Raw genomic sequence first — 17,284 nt, 5'->3', positions numbered from 1 at the left:
AGGTCCGGCTGCTGGTGGAAAACGTGAAGAACGCCATGGTCGTGCCCGTGCGCGCCGTCATGGACACCCAGGGCATGAAGTCCATCTTCAAGGTCGAGGAGGACGGCAAGGTGGTCAACCAGCCGTTGACCCTCGGCTTCGAGCGCAACTCGCTGGTGGTGATCCGCGAGGGCCTGAAGCCCGGCGACATGATCATCGCCGACGGCATCCGCCAGGTCCGCAGCGGCATGACCGTCAAGCCCGTGGTGGTGCCCATGCAGGTCGATGACCAGCCCGCAGCGTCCGGCGAGCAGCCCGCCGACTCGGATGGACAGGCCGCGGCGTCCGGGGCCCAGCCCGCGCCCGCCGTGTCCGGGGAACAGCCCGCGCCCGTTCCCTCGGGCGGCGGCGAAGCTCCGGCCGCGACCGGGGCAAAGGCCGAGTAAGCCATGTTCGTCCGCTTTTTCATCGACCGGCCCATTTTCGCCTCGGTGGTGGCCATCATCATCCTGATGGTCGGCACGCTCTCGGCCCTGTTCCTGCCCATCGCCCAGTACCCGGAGATTTCCCCGCCCACGGTCAAGGTCACGGCCAACTACACCGGCGCGGACGCCCGCACCGTGGAGGAGTCCGTTGCCACGCCCATCGAGGAGCAGGTCAACGGCGCCGAGAACATGATGTACATGAGCTCCATCTCGGCCAACGACGGCTCCATGTCCCTGACCGTCACCTTCGACCTGGGGCGCGACCTGGAGCTGGCCACCGTGGACGTGCAGAACCGCGTCAACCTGGCTACGGCCCAGTTGCCGCAGGACGTCCGCAACTCGGGCATCTCTGTCCAGAAGCAGTCGCCCGACATGGTCCTCATGGTCAGCCTGAATTCCAAGCTGCCGCAATACAATACTCTTTTTCTCAACAACTACGCCAAGATCAACATCTACGACGCGCTCCGGCGCATCGAGGGCGTGGGCAACGTCAACCTGTTCGGCGACCAGGACTACGGCATGCGCATCTGGCTCGACCCGGACAAGATCGCCACCTATGGCCTGACCGTGCCCGACGTCATCGCGGCGGTGCAGGAGCAGAACGTCCAGGCCCCGGCCGGTCAGATCGGCATGCCGCCCACCCCCAAGGACCAGCAGTTCCAGATGTCCATGCGGGTCAAGGGCCGCCTCACCGATCCCGCCGAGTTCGGCAACATCATCCTCAAGGCCAACGACGACGGCAGCACGGTCAAGATCCGCGACGTGGCCCGGGTGGAGCTGGGGGCCAAGAACTACTACACCTTCGCCCACCTGAACGGGGAGAACAACGCCGTCCTGCTCATCTACCAACTGCCGGGCGCCAACGCCCTGGACGTGGCCAAGAACATCTACAAGACCATGGACGAGCTCTCGAAGAACTTCCCCGAGGGCGTGTCCTATTCCATCCCCTACGACACAACCCTATTCGTCCACTCCTCCATCGACGAGGTCATGGAGACCCTGTACGAGGCGCTCATCCTGGTCTTCCTGGTGGTCTTCATCTTCCTGCAGAACTGGCGGACCACCATCATTCCCATGGTCTGCGTGCCGGTCTCGCTCATCGGCACCTTCGCGCTGTTCCCGCTGCTCGGCTTCTCGGTCAACACCCTGACCCTCTTCGGCCTGGTCCTGGCCATCGGCATCGTGGTGGACGACGCCATCGTCGTGGTCGAGGCCACCCAGCGCATCATCGACGAGGACGGGCTCTCGCCCAAGGAGGCCACCAAGAAGGCCATGACCGAGGTCACCGGCCCGATCATCGCCAGCACCCTGGTGCTGGTGGCGGTTTTCGTGCCCGTAGGCTTCATGGGCGGCATCACCGGCCAGCTTTACAAGCAGTTCGCCCTGACGCTGTCGGTGTCCGTGGTCATCTCGTCCATCAACGCCCTGACCCTGTCGCCAGCGCTCAGCGCCCTGCTGTTGCGGCCCTACAAGCCCATTCGCGGGCCGCTCGGCTGGTTCTTCGACAAGTTCAACGCGGGCTTCGAGGCCGTGACCAATCGCTACGGCAGGGTCGTGGGCGCGCTGATGCGCCGGGCCGTGCTGGCCATCGCCCTGGTGGCGGTCATCGCGGGCGGCTGCGGCGGGCTGTTCTCCATCCTGCCGTCCAGCTTCGTGCCGGACGAGGACCAGGGGTACTACATCGTCAACGCCATGCTCCCCGAGGGCGCGTCCCTGGAGCGGACCAAGGCCGTCTCCGACAAGATGGAGGCGTACCTGAAGACCGCGCCCGGCGTGAAGGACTTCCAGGTGCTCGGCGGGTTCAACCTGCTGACCGGGGCCTATTCCTCCTACAACCTGGCCTGCTTCGTGGTCCTTGACGACTGGTCGGAGCGGACCTCGCCCGAGCTTTCGCTGGCCTCCATCGTCACGGCGGCCCGCAAGGACTTCGCCACCATCCAGGAGGCCACGGTGGTGGCCTTCACCCCGCCGCCCATTCCGGGCCTGAGCTCCACCGGCGGCCTCCAGTTCGAGGTCCAGGACCGCAGCGGCTCCTCTGTGGAGGAGCTGGCGGCCGTGACCCGCGGCTACATACAGGAGGCGTCCAAGCGGCCCGAACTGGTCAGCATCTTCACCACCTTCTCGGACAACGTGCCGCAGTACGCCGTGGACATCGACCGCGACAAGGTCAAGAAGCTCGGCGTGCCCCTCAACGAGGTCTTCCAGACTCTCCAGACCTACCTGGGCGGCTACTATGTCAACGACTTCAACAAGTACGGGCGCATCTACCGGGTCATGGTCCAGGCGGACGCCCCGTTCCGGACCCGGCTGGAGGATCTTTCCAAGTTCTACGTGCGCTCCGGCGACGGCCAGATGGTCCCGCTGACCACCCTGAGCTCGTCGCGGCGCATCGCCGGGCCGGAGTTCATCCAGCGCTACAACGTCTTCCGCACCGTGGAGCTCAACGCCTCGCCCTCGCCGGGCTACAGCACCGGCCAGGCCATAGCGGCCATGGAGGAGGTGGCGCGGGCGACCCTGCCCCAGGGCTACGGCTACGACTGGACCGCCCTGGCCTACCAGGAGAAGAACTCCGGCGGCCAGACCGGCATGATCTTCGGCCTGGCCATCGTCATGGTCTTCCTGGTGCTGGCCGCCCAGTACGAGAGCTGGGCCACGCCGTTCGCGGTCATCCTGTGCGTGCCCATGGGCATCTTCGGGGCCATGGCCTCGCAGTGGATTCGCGGGCTGGACGACAACGTCTACGCCCAGATCGGCCTGGTCATGCTCATCGGGCTCGCGGCCAAGAACGCCATCCTCATCGTGGAGTTCGCCAAGGAGCGCTACGAACACGGCCTCTCGCTCCGGGAGGCGGCCATGGAGGCCGCGCACCTGCGTTTCAGGCCCATCCTCATGACCTCCTTCGCCTTCATCCTGGGCGTCATTCCGCTGGTCACGGCCGCAGGCGCTGGCTCGGCCAGCCGCCATGCCCTGGGCACCTCGGTCTTCGGCGGGATGATCGCGGCCACGGCGCTCGGCGTCATCGTGGTCCCGTCCCTGTACGTGGCCGTGCAGGGCCTCGCCGCGCGGGTCAGCCGCACGGTGACCAAGGGGGCGGGCAATGAGCCGGAACCCGCCGCGCCGCCCGAATCGGGCGGCGGCGAAGCTGGTGGAAAGGACGAGGGCGGGGACAAGCCCGAGACCTAGCCCCTGCTTGAAGAAATAGGATCGGGGCCGAAGCGCGGTGCGCGTCGGCCCCGTTTTTTTGTGCCTTGGCGGGCGGGATCAGTTGACGAACTGTTCGTTGAAGATGCGCTCTTCCAGGGAGTGGCCGGGGTCGAAGAGGGCCACGGCGCTGACCGCGCTGCGCTCTTCCACGGTGACGCTGGCCACTTCGCGCACCTCGAAGGAGTCGGCGGACGCGCCCACGGGCCGACGCTCGGGCTCCAGGATGTCGAACCGGACCTGGACGATGTGCGGCAGGAGCGCGCCGTGCCAGCGCCGGGGCCTGAACGGGCTGACCGGCGTCAGGGCCAGGACATTGGACCCGAGGGGGATGATCGGGCCGCGCGCCGAAAGGTTGTAGGCCGTGGAACCGGCCGGGGTGGCGACCATGATCCCGTCGCAGACCAGGTTGTCCAGCCGGACCTGGCCGTTGATGCTGACCCGGATGTGCGCCGACTGCTGGGAGTAGCGGAGCAGGGCCACCTCGTTGAAGGCCAGGGCCGTGTGCTTCTCGCCCGAGGTGGTGGTGGCGGTCATGCGCAGGGGGTAGAGGGACTGCCGCCGCGCGGCGTTGAGCCGCTCCATGAGTCTCTCCGGGGAGTATTCGTTGAGCAGGAAGCCCACGGTGCCCCGGTTCATGCCGTAGAAGGGCAGGCCGGCCCCGAGGTGGGCGTGCATGGTGCGCAGCAGGAAGCCGTCGCCGCCCAGGGCCACGATGGCGTCGGCCTCCTCCACGGGCACCAGGGGATAGCGCTCGGACAGGGCCATGAGCCCGGCCATGGCCTCGGGCGCATGGGAGGCCACGCAGGCGACCTTCTCTATGAGCTTTCTCTCGTTCATTCGGGCATGCTCCCCGCGCCCCGGCGTTGCGGCCCCCGCCCGTCGGGCGGAGGCGTTCCCGGCGCGCGGCCGGGAACCTTCCCTAGGGAAGGCGCTTGTCGAGTTCGATGTAGGCGCGCTTGGCCTCGCCGGTGTAAATCTGGCGCGGCCGGTGGATGCGGTTCAGGGGATTGGAGTGGCTCTCGTACCAGTGGGCGATCCAGCCCGGCATGCGGCCGATGGCGAACATGACCGGGAACATGTTCACCGGGATGCCCAGGCCGCGCAGGATGATGCCGGAGTAGAAGTCAACGTTGGGGTAGAGCTTGCGTTCGATGAAGTACTCGTCGTTGAGGGCCGCCTCGGCCAGCTCCAGGGCGATGTCCAGGAGCGGATCGTCGTAGCCCGTGGAGTTGAGCATGTCGTGGGCGGCCTGGCGCAGGATCTTGGCGCGCGGGTCGAAGCTCTTGTAGATGCGGTGGCCGAAGCCCATCAGCTTGCATTCCTTGCGCTTCACGCGGTCGAGGTATTCCGGGATGGAGGCGTGGCCCGCCTGGATCTCCTCAAGCATCTGGATGACGCCCGCGTTGGCCCCGCCGTGCAGCCGTCCCCACAGGGCGCAGATGCCAGCCGAGACCGAGGCGAAGAGGTTGGCCTCGGTGGACTGGACCATGCGCACGGTGGAGCAGGAGCAGTTCTGCTCATGGTCGGCATGGAGCAGGAAGAACAGGGTCAGGGCCCGGACCTGGGCGTCCGTGGGCTCGAACTGCCGGTGCGGGATGGAGTGCATCATGTGCAGGAAGTTGCGGCAGTAGGAGAGCTTGGGGTCCGGGTACATGAAGGGCAGCCCCTGGGCCTTGCGGAAGGACCAGGCCGCAATGGTGCGGACCTTGGAGATGATCTTGGCCGCCGCGCGCAGGAATTCCTCGTGGCTGGTCAGCTCCAGCAGGTCGGGATGGTAGCAGCCCAGGGCGTTGATGACGGCCGAGAGGATGGCCATGGGGTGCCCGCTGGACGGGAAGCCCTCGAAGTGGTGGCGCAGTCCCTCGTGGAGCAGCTCCTGCTCGCTCAGGATCTCGCGGAACTCCTGGCGCTGGGAGCGCGTGGGCAGCTCGCCGAAGATGAGCAGGTAGGCGGTCTCGATGAAGGTGCCGTGGGCCGCCAGTTCCTCGATGGGGTATCCCCGGTAGCGCAGGATGCCCTTTTCGCCGTCCACGAAGGTGATGGCGCTGGTGCAGGAGCCGGTGTTGGCGTAGCCCGGGTCAAAGGTGATGTATCCGGTCTGGCCTCGCAGCTTGGTCACGTCGATGGCGTGCTCGTTTTCGGTGCCCACGATGACGGGCAGCTCGTAGGTGGTTCCGTCGATGATGAGGTAGGCGGTCTTTTCCTTGGCGTCTTTTTTTTCTTGCAGCATGGCCAATCCCCTGAAAAACGTTAGCCCCCCGTGAGGCGGCGGGAACAAAACAAAATTAGGTTGTATACTGGGGCCGAACGGTGCGTCGGCTGCCGGCCGGTCGAAACATGGTAGGTATCGGGGGGCGGACTCGGCTGTTTAATGGATCAAAGTATAGCAGAAGCGGCAATGGTGTCAAATGGCGCCCCAAAGATGTCGTTTCCAAAAATGTAATAATTGTGTATGATTGAATATAGGTTCGTCCGGTTCTCTCCGTGGGCGCCAGGCGAGCGCTCCCTTTTTCGGGAAGCGGGGTTGACATCGCCGAAGATACCCCTATAGGGTATTTGCGGCGTCGAGGAGCGGGTTCGCCGTTCTTCGGCCAACTATCAACGCGAGGTTTGCAACCACCATGCAGGAAAAGAAAAACGCATCCGGCGTCAGCAGGCGCGGATTCCTCAAGGCGCTGGGCGTCGGCGGGGCGGCGCTGCTCGTCCCCACCGCGGCCGGGGCCGCCGGGGACCGCGTGCCCGCGCCGTCCGGGGCCGAGCTCGCGACCCTGCTCGACCTTTCCAAATGTATCGGCTGCGGCGCGTGCGTGGACGCGTGCCGGGAGTCCAACGCCCACAAGTATCCGGAGCCGAAAAAGCCGTTTCCACCCATGCTGCCGGCCGGGCGGGCCAAGCCCGAGGACTGGTCCGGCAAGCGGGACGTGGACGACCGCCTGACCCCCTACAACTGGCTGATGATCCAGACGGCCGAGGTGGACTACAAGGGGCGGCATTACGAGATCAACATCCCGCGCCGCTGCATGCACTGCCAGAACCCGCCCTGCGCCAACCTGTGCCCCTTCGGCGCGGCCAACAAGCAGGTCAACGGGCTCACGCGCATCTCCGACAACCTGTGCATGGGCGGGGCCAAGTGCCGGACGGTCTGCCCTTGGCGCATCCCTCAGCGCCAGTCCGGCGTGGGCCTCTACCTGCACCTCATGCCCCGGCTGGCGGGCAACGGCGTCATGTACAAGTGCGACCGCTGCCACCAGTTGCTGGACAAGGGCGAGACGCCCGCCTGCATCCCGGTCTGTCCCGAGGGCGTGCAGACCATAGGCCCGCGCGCCGAGATGGCGGTCAAGGCCCGGGAACTGGCCCGCTCCATGAACGGCTTCATCTACGGCCTGGAGGAGAACGGCGGCACCAACACCTTCTACGTCTCCCCGGTGCCCTTCGAGCTGCTGAACAAGGCCATCGACAAGGGCAAGGGCAAGCCGCACCTGAAGCGGGTCAAGGACGTCATGGCCGACGAGTCCAACCTGGCCGCCGCCGCGCTGGCCGCCCCCATCGCGGGCGTGGCCGCCGGGTTCCTCGGCCTGGGCGCCAAACTGCTCGGCAAGGGCGGGAACGGCGGCGGCAAGGAGAGTGGCGATGACAAGTAGACCCTATCCGCGCTGGATTTCCCGGCTGTTCATCCTGTGCATGACCGCCTTGGCCCTTACCGGCATGATGCAGATGCCCCTGGCCAAACGGTACGCCCTGACCGAGATTCCCGGCCTGGCCTGGACCGGCGACTTCTACGCCGTGCATCGGCTGCACTATGTGTTCGGGGCCGCGCTCCTCTTTCTGGCCGCCCTGGTGGCGGTCAACTGGCTGCTCGAATGGAAGGACCGGCTGGTCCTGACCCGCCTGGGGCTCGCCCGCGCGGCGGTGCTGGCCGGGCTGCTCGCCAGCGGCGGGCTGCGGGTCTACCGCAACCTGCCGGGCGTGACCCTGCCGCCCGAGGCGATCCTGGCCATCGAGTGGACCCACCTGATCCTGGCCATGGCCATGGGCGTCCTCGCTCTGACGGCGCTGGTCCGCAAATGCTCGGCCTACGCCCGGTGGAAATGACGCCGGGTCGGCAATGAAGGAAACAAGGGGGCTTCGGCCCCCTTTTTTATGGGAAACCGGCAGGTTCGGCGGCGTTCAGATCTTCTCGCGCCGGATGCGGATGTCGAGGCCCTTGGTGCGCAGGTGGGCGGCCAGGCGCTCGGCGCGCTTGAGGGTGGGGACCGTGGTGATGACCAGTTGGGCGGTTTCGGTCTCGTCCCAGACCCAGATGTTCTCGGGCAGGACCAGCCCGGCGGCCCGGATCTGGACCAGCAGCCGTTCGCGGGCGGCCTCGCGCTCGGCGAAGGGGGCGCTCTCCAGGGCCTCGCCGCGCGCCAGGACCCACCAGCCCAGCGGGCGCACCTCGGGATCGGGGTCCTCGCCGAAGCTGCGGCCGATCTCCTCGGCCTGTCCCTGGCGGACGGCCGCCGTCATGCGGCGGATGCTCTCCTCCACGTCGTGGATGGTCCGGTTCATGGGCGTAGCCTGTGAAGGTTCGGGTTCATACCAATAATCATAGTCCCGGCCACCCGCGAAGGCAAGCGCGTTATACTCCCGGTTGCGCGGACTTTTCTTCGCGTGTATCCAGAGGCATGATCGTCTCGTCCCCCCGCCGCCGCACGCCCGCCGCGCGCCTGGCGCGGCTCCTCTTCGGCTGCGCCGCCGTGGCCGCCATCGTCTGCATACTCGCCCAACTGCCCTACGGCGTGCTGCGCGAGGAGCGGGCCCGCATCTTCGGCGAGGTGGGCACCGTGGGCGTGGTCGAGGCCGTGCGCTCCGAGGCCGTGCCCAATAGCGGGATGATTTTCTTCATCGATTACAAGTACGTGGACCAGGACGGCCTGTTGCGCCGGTCCTCGTCGCGGGTGGCGGCTCCAGCCTGGAGGCGGTTCTCTCCCGGCTCGCGGGTCAGGGTGCTCTATGCCCGTTCCCAGCCGGAGCTGGCCCGCGTCCCCGGCCAGTTGTTCTCCCCCTTCCAGGCCTGGCTCCGCCGGGTCCTCGAATAGCCTCGCTCCCGGCCTAGTCGGTCCGGTGGGGCAGCAGGAAGGAGAGGAAGAACCCCACCGAGGCCACGGCGATGATGGCCGCGCCCGAGGTGATGTTTGTCAGGTAGGAGACCACCAGCCCGGTCACGGTGAAGAGTACGCTCAGCCCCGTGGAGACCGTCATCATGCCGCTCAGGGAGCGTGTGTGCCGCTCGGCCATGAAGGGCGGGATGGTCAGCAGGGCGATGACCAGGATCAGGCCGACCACGCGGATGATCATGACCACGCTGACCCCGACCATGCTGATGAGCAGGAAATAGAGGAAGTCCACGGGCACGCCCCGGCTGCGGGCGAACTCCTCGTCGAAGCTCATGACCAGGAATCCCCGGTAGAAGGTTGCCACCAGGCCGAGGAGCAGGACCGCCTGCCCGGCCATGACGGGCAGGTCCTCGCGCGGGACGGCCAGGATGGAGCCGAAGAGGTAGCTCATCAGGTCCACGTTGTACCCGGGCGTGAAGTCCAGTAGGATGATGCCGAGCGCCATGCCCGCGGCCCAGAGCACGCCGATGACCGTGTCCGCCCGCTCCTTGGCGTGCAGGGTGACCAGGGCCATGATAAGCGCGGCGGCCAGGGTGAAGCCCGTGGTCACGGGCAGCACGGGCAGGCCGAGGAAAAAGGCCAGGCCCACCCCGCCGTAGGAGGCGTGGGCGATGCCGCCCGAGATGAAGACGATGCGGTTGACCACCACCAGGGTGCCGATGATGCCGCAGATCAGGCTGGTCAGCAGTCCGGCCGCCAGGGCGTTCTGCATGAACTCGTAGTGCAGGATGTCGGTCATTCCCCTTCCTCGCGGTCGTGGTTGAGCAGGACCCGGTGCGGCACCTCGCCGTGGGTGACCAGCTCCACCGGGCAGCAGGCGTCGCCCGAGCCGCCGTAGCTCATCTTGAACATCTCCCCGGTGATCTCCGGGGCGTCGTGGAAATGCAGGGTCCGGTTGACGCAGGCCACGGACTTGACCCCGGAGGCCAGGGAGGAGAGGTCGTGGCTGACCATGACTACGGTCATCTCGCGGTTCAGTTCGGCCAGGAGGTGGAAGAGGGAGTTGCGGCTGGCCGAGTCCACGCTGGCCGTGGGTTCGTCCATCAGAAGCAGCTCCGGGTCGCCCACCAGGGCGCGGGCGATGAAGACCCGCTGCTTCTGGCCGCCGGAGAGCCCGGCCAGCTTGCGGTCGCGGTGCTCCTCCATGTTGACGCGCGAAAGCGCCCTGTCGGCCAGCTCCACCTCGCGCGCGCCCCGGCCCATGCCCGCCACGCCCGCCAGGCCGGGCCGGACCAGGCCCATGCGCACCGCGTCGAGCACGGTGATGGGGAAGGAGCCGGAGACGTGGGTGAACTGCGGCAGGTAGCCGATGCGGCCGCCCGCCTCGCCCGCCGGGGCCCCGAGGACTCGGACCGTGCCGCTGTCGGGCCTGGTCAGGCCGAGCATGACCTTGAGCAGGGTGGACTTGCCGCCCCCGTTGGGGCCGAGCACGGCCAGGAAATCGCCGCGCCGGACCGTGAGCGAGACGTGCTCCAGCACGGGCGCTCCGCCGAGCGCGAGCGAGACGTCCTTCAATTCGATGACGTGTTCCACCATATCCTCTCCGATGCTTTCCCTCGTTGCGATGCGGGGTTGTACCACACTCGGGCCGGTCATGCCAGCCATGCCGCGACCCATGCCGCGGCCGGGATGGACAGGGCCAGGACGTAGAGCAGCGCGTCCGCGCGCCTGCCGGGCAGGCCGAGCCGGGTGGCCCGGAACCCCGCGCCGATGCCCAGGGCCAGGCCGGAAAACATGCCGAAGAAATGGCCGCCGAGGTCAGTGTCCTCGCCCGCGCCGAGCATGGCCAGGAGGCCCAGCCCCGCGCCAACGGGCACCAGGGCCGAGTGCGCGAACCGGCCGATGCGGGCCGGGAGGCTGCCGGAGCCGAAGCCGTGGAGCCCGCCGCCCACGCCGAAGGGCGCGATGCCCGCCAGGAGCCCGGCGGCGGCGAAGGAGGCCGTGGAAAAGCCGATGGCGTCGTGGGGCGGCCCCTGGATCAGGGAATTGAGCTCGTTGCCCAGGCCGCCGCCCAGAATGGTCAGCAGCCAGGCCAGGCCCGCGCCCAGACGCCGCGATGCCAGCCAGACGAAGGTCCCGCCGATGACCGCGTTGCCCAGGACGTGGGCCGCGCCCGCGTGCAGGGTCAGGGCGGTGAAGAGCCGCCACCACTCGCCCGAGAGGATGCGCGAGGCGTCGGCGCTGCCCAGGTCGAGCCAGTGCTCGGGATAGACGGAAAAGGCGGGGTAGGCCAGGGTTCGGGCCCAGTGGAAGAAGACGAGCAGGACCATGGCCGCCACGGTGGGCTCCAGCCCGGCCGCCGGGCGCAGGTCCGGCAGGGCCGCCGGGTGCGCGCCGGGCGCGTTCTCCTCCACGTAGGCCCGGATCTCCCCGGCCGCGCGCTCCAGGAACCAGGGCTGGACCTGGACGGCGAAGCCGCCCTCCGCGCCCCGGATCTGGCGCACCCGGTGGGGGACGTGGCGCGCGGCAAGGACCAGGGCCCAGCGGTCCGCCGTGGCCCGGTCGGGCGCGGCCGCCCCGTCGCCCAGCACCAGGGGAGCGACATCGGCCCACACGGGGCGGAAGGTCCGGCGCAGGAAGCCGGGGCGGGGCGTGGAAACGGGCATGGGCGCATGGTAGGGCAAAACCGGGCCGGAGCAAACCGGTTTCGGCTTGCGCGCCGCACCCCATGGTTCTATGAAGGGCGAAACACCGAGGAAACGCCCATGTTCTTACGCCGTCTGCTGCCCCTGCTGGCCCTTGTCCTGCTGCTCGCCCCCCGCCCCGCCGTGGCCGCCGCCGATCTCGACGTCATGATCGGCCAGATGATCATGGCCGGGTTCCGGGGCTACACGGTGGACGAGAACTCGCCCATCATGCGCGACATCCGCGAGCGCCACCTGGGCGGCGTGGTCCTCTTCGACCGCGACATGACCCGGCTGGTCGGCACCGGGCGCAACATCGAGAGCCCGGCCCAGGTCCGCAAGCTCATCGCCGACCTGCAGAAGGCCTCCTACATCCCGCTGCTGGTGGCCGTGGACCAGGAGGGCGGCATGGTCCAGCGGCTCAAGAAGAAGTACGGGTTCACCGAGACGCCCTCGGCCGCCGAGCTGGGAAAATCCCCGGACGAGGCCGTGTCCGAGGCGGGGCGCACCGTGGGCGAGACCCTGGCGCTCTCGGGGTTCAACGTGGATTTCGCGCCAGTGGCCGACGTCAACGTCAACCCGGAGAGTCCGGCCATCGGCAAGCTGGGCCGCAGCTTTTCCGCCGACCCGGAGCGGGTGGCCAAGTGCGACGAGCTGTTCCTGGAGGGGCTGGCCGAGCGTGGGGTCGTGGGCTGCCTCAAGCATTTCCCCGGCCACGGCAGTGCGGGCGAGGACAGCCACCAGGGACTGACCGACGTCAGCTCCACCTGGTCCGGCAAGGAGCTGATCCCCTATGAGCGGCTCATCGGCAGGGACCCGGTCAAGATGATAATGACCGCCCACATCTTCAACGCCACCCTGGATTCCGAGTATCCCGCCACCTTGTCCAAGGCGGTCATCACCGGGCTGCTGCGCGGAAAGCTCGGTTTTGACGGCGTGGTCGTCACCGACGACATGAACATGCGGGCCATCACCGAATTTTACGGGCTGGACGAGGCCGTGCGCCGGGCCATCGACGCCGGGGCGGACATCCTGCTCTTCGGCAACAACATCACCTACGATCCGGAGATCGTGCCCAAGGTCACGGAAATCATTCGGAACCTGGTGGAGCGCGGCGACATCTCCGAGGCGCGCGTCCGGCAGTCCTACGAGCGCATCCTCCGGCTCAAGCGGTCCCTGGAATTCCCGGGCGGGTGCCCGCTCTGCCGGGGCGGGGCCTCGCAGTCCGCCGGGGCGGCCTCCTGACCGGCCCTACCAGAGGGAGAAGCCGCCGCCTTCCGAGGCGGTGAAGTGCATGGAGCCGAGCTGGCCCTCGATGAAGAGGTCCAGCTCGTCGCCCTCGACCTTGGCCTTGGTCACGCGGGCGAGGAAGGAGAGGTAGGTGAATTCCTGCTCGTCGGCGGCCGGGCCGCACGACTTCTTGGTGGCCGCCAGCGGGGCGAAGCGCAGTCCGTCCCCCTCCAGGGCGTAGGTCCCGGTGAAGGCGTTGCACCCGCCGCTGCCGCTCACGGTGCCGTCCTCCTTGAACTCCAGGGTCAGAGGGGCGTCGCCGCGCACGTCGCGCCGGAACATCTCCTTGCAGAACCACTTCTTGCCCGCCAGCTCCTTTTTCACGGCCTCGGGATTGACCTCCACCGGCGCCTTGGAGCCGCAACCGGCGGCCAGGGCCAGGATCATGAGAAAGGCGGGGAGCCAGTACAGGGAACGAAAACGGGGCATGGCCACTCCTTTGCTTGTTTTGCTGACGGTTAGGTAACAGGCCGCCCGCCTGCCTGGCAAGGCCGGGGAAAGGAAAACGGCCCGCCGGAGGGGCGGGCCGTCGATGGATCGTCGCGGGGCCGGGCGGAGCCTAGCCGAGCTTGGGGCAGGCCTTGAGGGCCTCCTCGATGTCCCGCTGGGGCAGTTCGAAGTTGGTGAGCAGCCCCTGATTGAAGGCGTCGTAGGAGGCGAGGTCGAGCATCCCGTGGCCGGAGTAGAGGAAGACGACCACGTCGTCGGGCCCGGCGGTCTTCGCCACCTCGATGGCCCCCTTGATGGCGTGTGAGGTCTCGGGCGCGGGCAGGAACCCTTCCGTCTGCATGAAGAGCTTGGCCGCTTCGAAGCACTCGGTCTGGAAGTAGGCCACCGGCTCGCACAGCCCCTCGTTGACGATGTTGCAGACGATGGGCGCGTCGCCGTGGTAGCGCAGGCCGCCCGCGTGGATGGGCGCGGGCATGAAGTCGTGGCCCAGGGTGTGCATCATGACCAGCGGGGTCAGCCGGGCCATGTCGCCGAAGTCGTAGCGGTATTCGCCGCGGGTCAGGGTCGGGCAGGCTTTGGGCTCCACCGGAATGAACCTGACCGGGTCGCCCGAGAGCTTGTCGGGCAGGAAGGGCAGGACCAGGCCGCCGAAGTTGGAGCCGCCGCCCACGCAGCCCACCAGGTGGGTGGCCTTCTCGCCGATCATCGCCAACTGCTTCTTGACCTCCAGGCCGGTGATGGTCTGGTGGATGAGGACGTGGTTGAGCACCGAGCCCAGGGCGTACTTGGTGTTGTCGTGGGTGGCCGCGTCCTCCACGGCCTCGGAGATGGCCAGGCCCAGCGAGCCCTTGCAGTCCGGATCCCTGGCCAGCATCTCGCGCCCGGTGCGGGTCATCTCGGAGGGCGAGGCGTGGATGGTGCCGCCGTACGTGTTGATGATCATCTTGCGGTAGGGCTTCTGCTCGTAGGAGACCTTGACCATGTAGACCACGCACTCCATGCCGAACTGGGCGCAGGCGAAGGAGAGGGCCGTGCCCCACTGGCCTGCGCCGGTCTCGGTGGCCAGCCGCTCCACGCCTTCGATCTTGTTGTAGTAGGCCTGCGGGACCGATGTGTTGGGCTTGTGCGAACCGGCCGGGGAGACCGACTCGTCCTTGTAGTAGATCTTGCACTTCGCGCCGATGGCCCGCTCCAGCCTGTCGGCCCGCACCAGGGGGGAGGGACGCCAGATCCGGTAGACGTCCCGCACTTCCTGCGGGATGTCGATGAAGCGGTCTTGGCTCATTTCCTGGGCGATGAGGCTGTCCGGGAAGATGGGCGAGAGCATGTCCGGGGTGATGGGTTCGAAGGTCTCGGGATTGAGCGGGGGAGCCAGGGGGGTGGGCAGGTCCGGCATGGGGTTGTACCACTGCGTGGGCAGTTGGTCCTGCGGCAGAAAGATGCGTTTGATCATGGAATGTTCCTCCGGTGCGGTTGAGGGTGAGGGCCGGGCGACGCCATGCTTCCCCGGCATGGCCCGGCTTGCCTTTCGGCATGAAAAAACCGTCGGCGCTCCTGTCGCCAACGGCTTCCGATACCCTGCCCGCATGCCATGAGCCGCGCCGCCGTCCGGGTGAACGGCGGAGCGATGGCATGCGGCCTAGGAATCGGGCCGCTTGACGTTGCGCCATCCGCGTCCACAAAAGTAGTTGTACGAGATGGATGTTTTCATAGTGGAGAGGGTTACTTCGTTTTGCGCCTTTTCGTCAAGGAGGGGAGGCGAAAGGCGCGGGCCGCTACGGCGCGTCGAAGCCGATCAGGGAGAGGAGCATGGGCACGAAGCGGATGCCGTCCCTTTCCCGCTCGCCGTCCAGGGGCGAGAAGCCCATGCGCCGGTATGCGGCCACGGCGTTCGGGGAGGCGTTGACCGTCAGCCGCGTCGGAGGCGGGTCGCCCCTCAGGCAGGCGAGGGCGGCCCGGTGGACCAGCTCCCAGCCGATGCCGAGCCCCTGCCGCTCCCGGGCCACGAAGAGCAGGGCTACGTGGTGGCCGTCGATGACCTCGATGACGCCGACCAGCTTGTCCCCGGCGAAGGCGCCCAGGCTGAAGGCCTCGCCGGGGCGGCGGGAGAAGGCGAAGAGGTTGACGAATTCGTGGAAAGTGGCCCGCCCCTCCTCGGAGAAGCCGGGGGCCACGTCCCGGTCGAACACGGCGCGGACCAGGGCCAGGGCCTCGGCCTCGCGCGTCGGCTCAAGGGGCTCGTAGCGGATGGGATCGGTCACCGGCCGCCCCCTCCGGTGGACCGGGCCGAGGCCGTGTCGGCGATCCCGGCGATGAGCTCGGGCAGGATCTCTCCGGCCGGGCCGTGCAGGGCGAAGTCCATGAACCCGGACACGGGCGTGGGCTCCAGGTTGACCTCCACGGTGACGGCCCCGTGGTCCTTGGCCAGTTGGTGGAAGGACGCGGCGGGCTGGACCAGGCCCGAGGTGCCCACGGCCAGGAAGACGTCCGCCTTGCTGACCCGGTCGATGGCGATCCGCAGAACGCCGGGGACCAGAGGCTCGCCGAACCAGACCACGCCGGGCCGCAGCAGGTGGCCGCAGACCGGGCACTCGGGCAGGGCGGGCAGTTCGCCGAAGTCCTCGCGGGCATGTGTGCAGACCGTGCACTTGACCTGCCACAGGCTGCCGTGCATCTGGACGAGCTTTCGGCTCCCGGCCCGGACGTGCAGCCCGTCCACGTTCTGGGTGATCAGAAGAAAGTTCGGCAGGACCCGCTCCAGCTCGGCCAGGGCGCGGTGGGCCGGGTTGGGCTCGCACCCGGCCACGAGCCTGCGCCGCCAGTTGTAGAATTCCCAGACCAGATCGGGGTGCGCCTCGAAGGCGTCGGGCCGGGCCAAGTCCTCGGGCCGGTGGTTCCTCCACAACCCGTCGCGCCCTCGGAAGGTGGGCACGCCGCTTTCGGCGGAGATGCCCGCCCCGGTGAGGACCACCACCCGCCTGCTGCCGTCCAGCAGCGCCTTGACCATTTCGAGATCAGCCCGCATCGATAATTCCCGTTGTTTTTTCGCGAGTTCACGCGGTTGTGAAAAGGCCGCCGGGGCGCGGTCCTCACAGGCCCGGTTTCTTGCAATTTGGCCGAATAAACGTCATAGTCCGCTACCGTTTTTCCCGCTGACACCGGAGTAACATCCGTTTCATAGCCGCACAAGGAGGACATTTTGGCTGAGAAAACAGTATATTACATTGAAGGTGACGGCATCGGGCCCGAGGTCTGGAAGGCCGGCCGTCCGGTACTGAACGCCGCCGTCGAGAAGGCCTATGGCGACGCCAACAAGCTTAACTGGGTCGAGCTGCTGGCCGGCGAGCGCGGCTATGCCGAGACCGGCGAGCACCTGCCGAAAGCGACCATGGAGGCCCTGGCCGGGGCCGAGCTGGCCTTCAAGGGGCCGCTGAACACGCCCGTTGGCAAGGGCTTCCGCAGCCTGAACGTCACCCTGCGCCAGACCTTCGACCTCTACGCCTGCATCCGGCCCATCAAGTATTTCAAGGGGATCGAGTCTCCCGTCAAGCGTCCCGACCTGGTGGACATGTGCGTGTTTCGCGAGAACACCGAGGACGTGTACGCGGGCATAGAATACCAGTCGGGCACCCCGGAGGCCAAGAAGTTAATCGAGTTTCTGGTCGACCAGTTCGGCGCGAAGATCGACGGCACGGCCAGCGTGGGCATCAAGCCCATCACCCCGGCCGGGTCCAAGCCGCTGGTGCGCAAGGCGCTCGACTTCGCCCTGGAGCAGGGCAAGCCGTCCGTGACCCTGATCCACAAGGGCAACATCATGAAGACCACCGAGGGCGGTTTCCGCGCCTGGGGGTATGAAGTGGCCGAGGAGGAGTACAAGGGCCGCGTGGTGCGCGAGGGCGAGGCGGGCGAGGGCGTGATCCTCAAGGACCGCATCGCCGACGCCATGTTCCAGAACGTCCTCATGTACCCGGAGCAGTATTCCGTGCTGGCCACCACCAACCTGAATGGCGACTACATCTCCGACGCCCTGGCGGCGCAGGTGGGCGGCCTGGGCCTGGCCCCCGGCGTGAACATGGGCGACAAGCTCGCCTTCTTC

At 67.6% G+C, this 17,284-nt stretch carries 16 protein-coding genes and 1 pseudogene; 7 read left to right on the top strand and 10 right to left on the bottom strand.

Annotated features, from left to right (window positions below; translation table 11 throughout):
- A pseudogene (locus PHP91_RS14500) lies at nt 1-425 on the top strand (efflux RND transporter periplasmic adaptor subunit); the annotation flags it as partial.
- A gap of 3 nt (nt 426-428) precedes the next feature.
- Nucleotides 429-3,647 (top strand): multidrug efflux RND transporter permease subunit, encoded by a 3,219-nt coding sequence (locus tag PHP91_RS14495; protein ID WP_300142186.1) that lies wholly within the window; start codon nt 429-431, stop codon nt 3,645-3,647.
- A 78-nt stretch (nt 3,648-3,725) separates the two neighbouring features.
- Here PHP91_RS14495 and PHP91_RS14490 read toward each other — a convergent pair whose 3' ends face one another.
- Nucleotides 3,726-4,505 carry an NAD kinase gene (locus tag PHP91_RS14490; protein ID WP_300142183.1) on the bottom strand — a complete coding sequence of 260 codons (780 nt, stop codon included), beginning with the start codon at nt 4,503-4,505 and terminating at the stop codon, nt 3,726-3,728.
- 82 nt (nt 4,506-4,587) lie between these two features.
- Nucleotides 4,588-5,898 (bottom strand): citrate synthase, encoded by a 1,311-nt coding sequence (locus tag PHP91_RS14485; protein ID WP_300142180.1) that lies wholly within the window; start codon nt 5,896-5,898, stop codon nt 4,588-4,590.
- 391 nt (nt 5,899-6,289) lie between these two features.
- Here PHP91_RS14485 and PHP91_RS14480 point away from each other — a divergent pair, with 391 nt between their 5' ends.
- Nucleotides 6,290-7,309 carry a 4Fe-4S dicluster domain-containing protein gene (locus PHP91_RS14480; RefSeq protein WP_300142177.1) on the top strand — a complete coding sequence of 340 codons (1,020 nt, stop codon included), beginning with the start codon at nt 6,290-6,292 and terminating at the stop codon, nt 7,307-7,309.
- Complete coding sequence (locus PHP91_RS14475) at nt 7,299-7,760, top strand: 4Fe-4S ferredoxin (protein WP_300142174.1); 462 nt, start codon at nt 7,299-7,301, stop codon at nt 7,758-7,760. The genes PHP91_RS14480 and PHP91_RS14475 overlap by 11 nt, the downstream gene beginning before the upstream one ends.
- Nucleotides 7,761-7,835: 75 nt before the next feature.
- Here the strand turns inward: PHP91_RS14475 and PHP91_RS14470 are convergent, their stop codons facing one another.
- Nucleotides 7,836-8,216 carry a hypothetical protein gene (locus PHP91_RS14470; protein WP_300142171.1) on the bottom strand — a complete coding sequence of 127 codons (381 nt, stop codon included), beginning with the start codon at nt 8,214-8,216 and terminating at the stop codon, nt 7,836-7,838.
- A 116-nt stretch (nt 8,217-8,332) separates the two neighbouring features.
- Here PHP91_RS14470 and PHP91_RS14465 point away from each other — a divergent pair, with 116 nt between their 5' ends.
- Entirely contained in the window at nt 8,333-8,746 is a 414-nt protein-coding gene (locus PHP91_RS14465) for a hypothetical protein (RefSeq protein ID WP_300142168.1), read from the top strand.
- Nucleotides 8,747-8,759: 13 nt separating this feature from the next.
- On the opposite strand, the gene PHP91_RS14460 is transcribed toward PHP91_RS14465, so the two are convergent.
- The 3 genes from PHP91_RS14460 to PHP91_RS14450 are packed head-to-tail and all read right to left on the bottom strand — an operon-like array spanning nt 8,760 to nt 11,430.
- Entirely contained in the window at nt 8,760-9,563 is an 804-nt protein-coding gene (locus PHP91_RS14460; RefSeq protein WP_300142165.1) for a metal ABC transporter permease, read from the bottom strand.
- Nucleotides 9,560-10,360, bottom strand: coding sequence for an ABC transporter ATP-binding protein (locus PHP91_RS14455; RefSeq protein ID WP_300142162.1), 801 nt, complete (start codon nt 10,358-10,360; stop codon nt 9,560-9,562). The genes PHP91_RS14460 and PHP91_RS14455 overlap by 4 nt, the downstream gene beginning before the upstream one ends.
- Before the next feature lie 56 nt (nt 10,361-10,416).
- Nucleotides 10,417-11,430, bottom strand: coding sequence for a rhomboid family intramembrane serine protease (locus tag PHP91_RS14450; RefSeq protein WP_300142159.1), 1,014 nt, complete (start codon nt 11,428-11,430; stop codon nt 10,417-10,419).
- Nucleotides 11,431-11,529: 99 nt separating this feature from the next.
- Between PHP91_RS14450 and PHP91_RS14445 the strand changes: the two genes are divergently transcribed.
- Nucleotides 11,530-12,693, top strand: a complete 1,164-nt coding sequence (locus PHP91_RS14445) for a glycoside hydrolase family 3 protein (RefSeq protein WP_300142156.1) — start codon at nt 11,530-11,532, stop codon at nt 12,691-12,693.
- A gap of 6 nt (nt 12,694-12,699) precedes the next feature.
- Here the strand turns inward: PHP91_RS14445 and PHP91_RS14440 are convergent, their stop codons facing one another.
- From PHP91_RS14440 to PHP91_RS14425, 4 genes are all read right to left on the bottom strand, one after another.
- Nucleotides 12,700-13,167 (bottom strand): META domain-containing protein, encoded by a 468-nt coding sequence (locus PHP91_RS14440; RefSeq protein ID WP_300142153.1) that lies wholly within the window; start codon nt 13,165-13,167, stop codon nt 12,700-12,702.
- A gap of 130 nt (nt 13,168-13,297) precedes the next feature.
- Nucleotides 13,298-14,641: a TrpB-like pyridoxal phosphate-dependent enzyme gene (locus PHP91_RS14435; protein WP_300142150.1), complete on the bottom strand. Its 1,344-nt coding sequence runs from the start codon at nt 14,639-14,641 to the stop codon at nt 13,298-13,300.
- Nucleotides 14,642-14,963: 322 nt separating this feature from the next.
- Nucleotides 14,964-15,449: a GNAT family N-acetyltransferase gene (locus PHP91_RS14430; RefSeq protein WP_300142147.1), complete on the bottom strand. Its 486-nt coding sequence runs from the start codon at nt 15,447-15,449 to the stop codon at nt 14,964-14,966.
- Nucleotides 15,446-16,213: an NAD-dependent deacylase gene (locus PHP91_RS14425; RefSeq protein WP_300142144.1), complete on the bottom strand. Its 768-nt coding sequence runs from the start codon at nt 16,211-16,213 to the stop codon at nt 15,446-15,448. Before PHP91_RS14425 ends, PHP91_RS14430 begins: the two co-directional genes overlap by 4 nt.
- Nucleotides 16,214-16,387: 174 nt before the next feature.
- On the opposite strand from PHP91_RS14425, the gene PHP91_RS14420 reads away from it, so the two are divergent.
- The coding region (locus PHP91_RS14420; RefSeq protein WP_300142141.1) for an isocitrate/isopropylmalate family dehydrogenase at nt 16,388-17,284 on the top strand (897 nt) is incomplete at its 3' end.

It is taken from the genome of Pseudodesulfovibrio sp. (assembly GCF_028692895.1).
GTDB lineage: Bacteria > Desulfobacterota > Desulfovibrionia > Desulfovibrionales > Desulfovibrionaceae > Pseudodesulfovibrio.
Note: the sequence above shows the minus strand (reverse complement) of the source record. Positions and strands in the feature narration are given on the sequence as shown.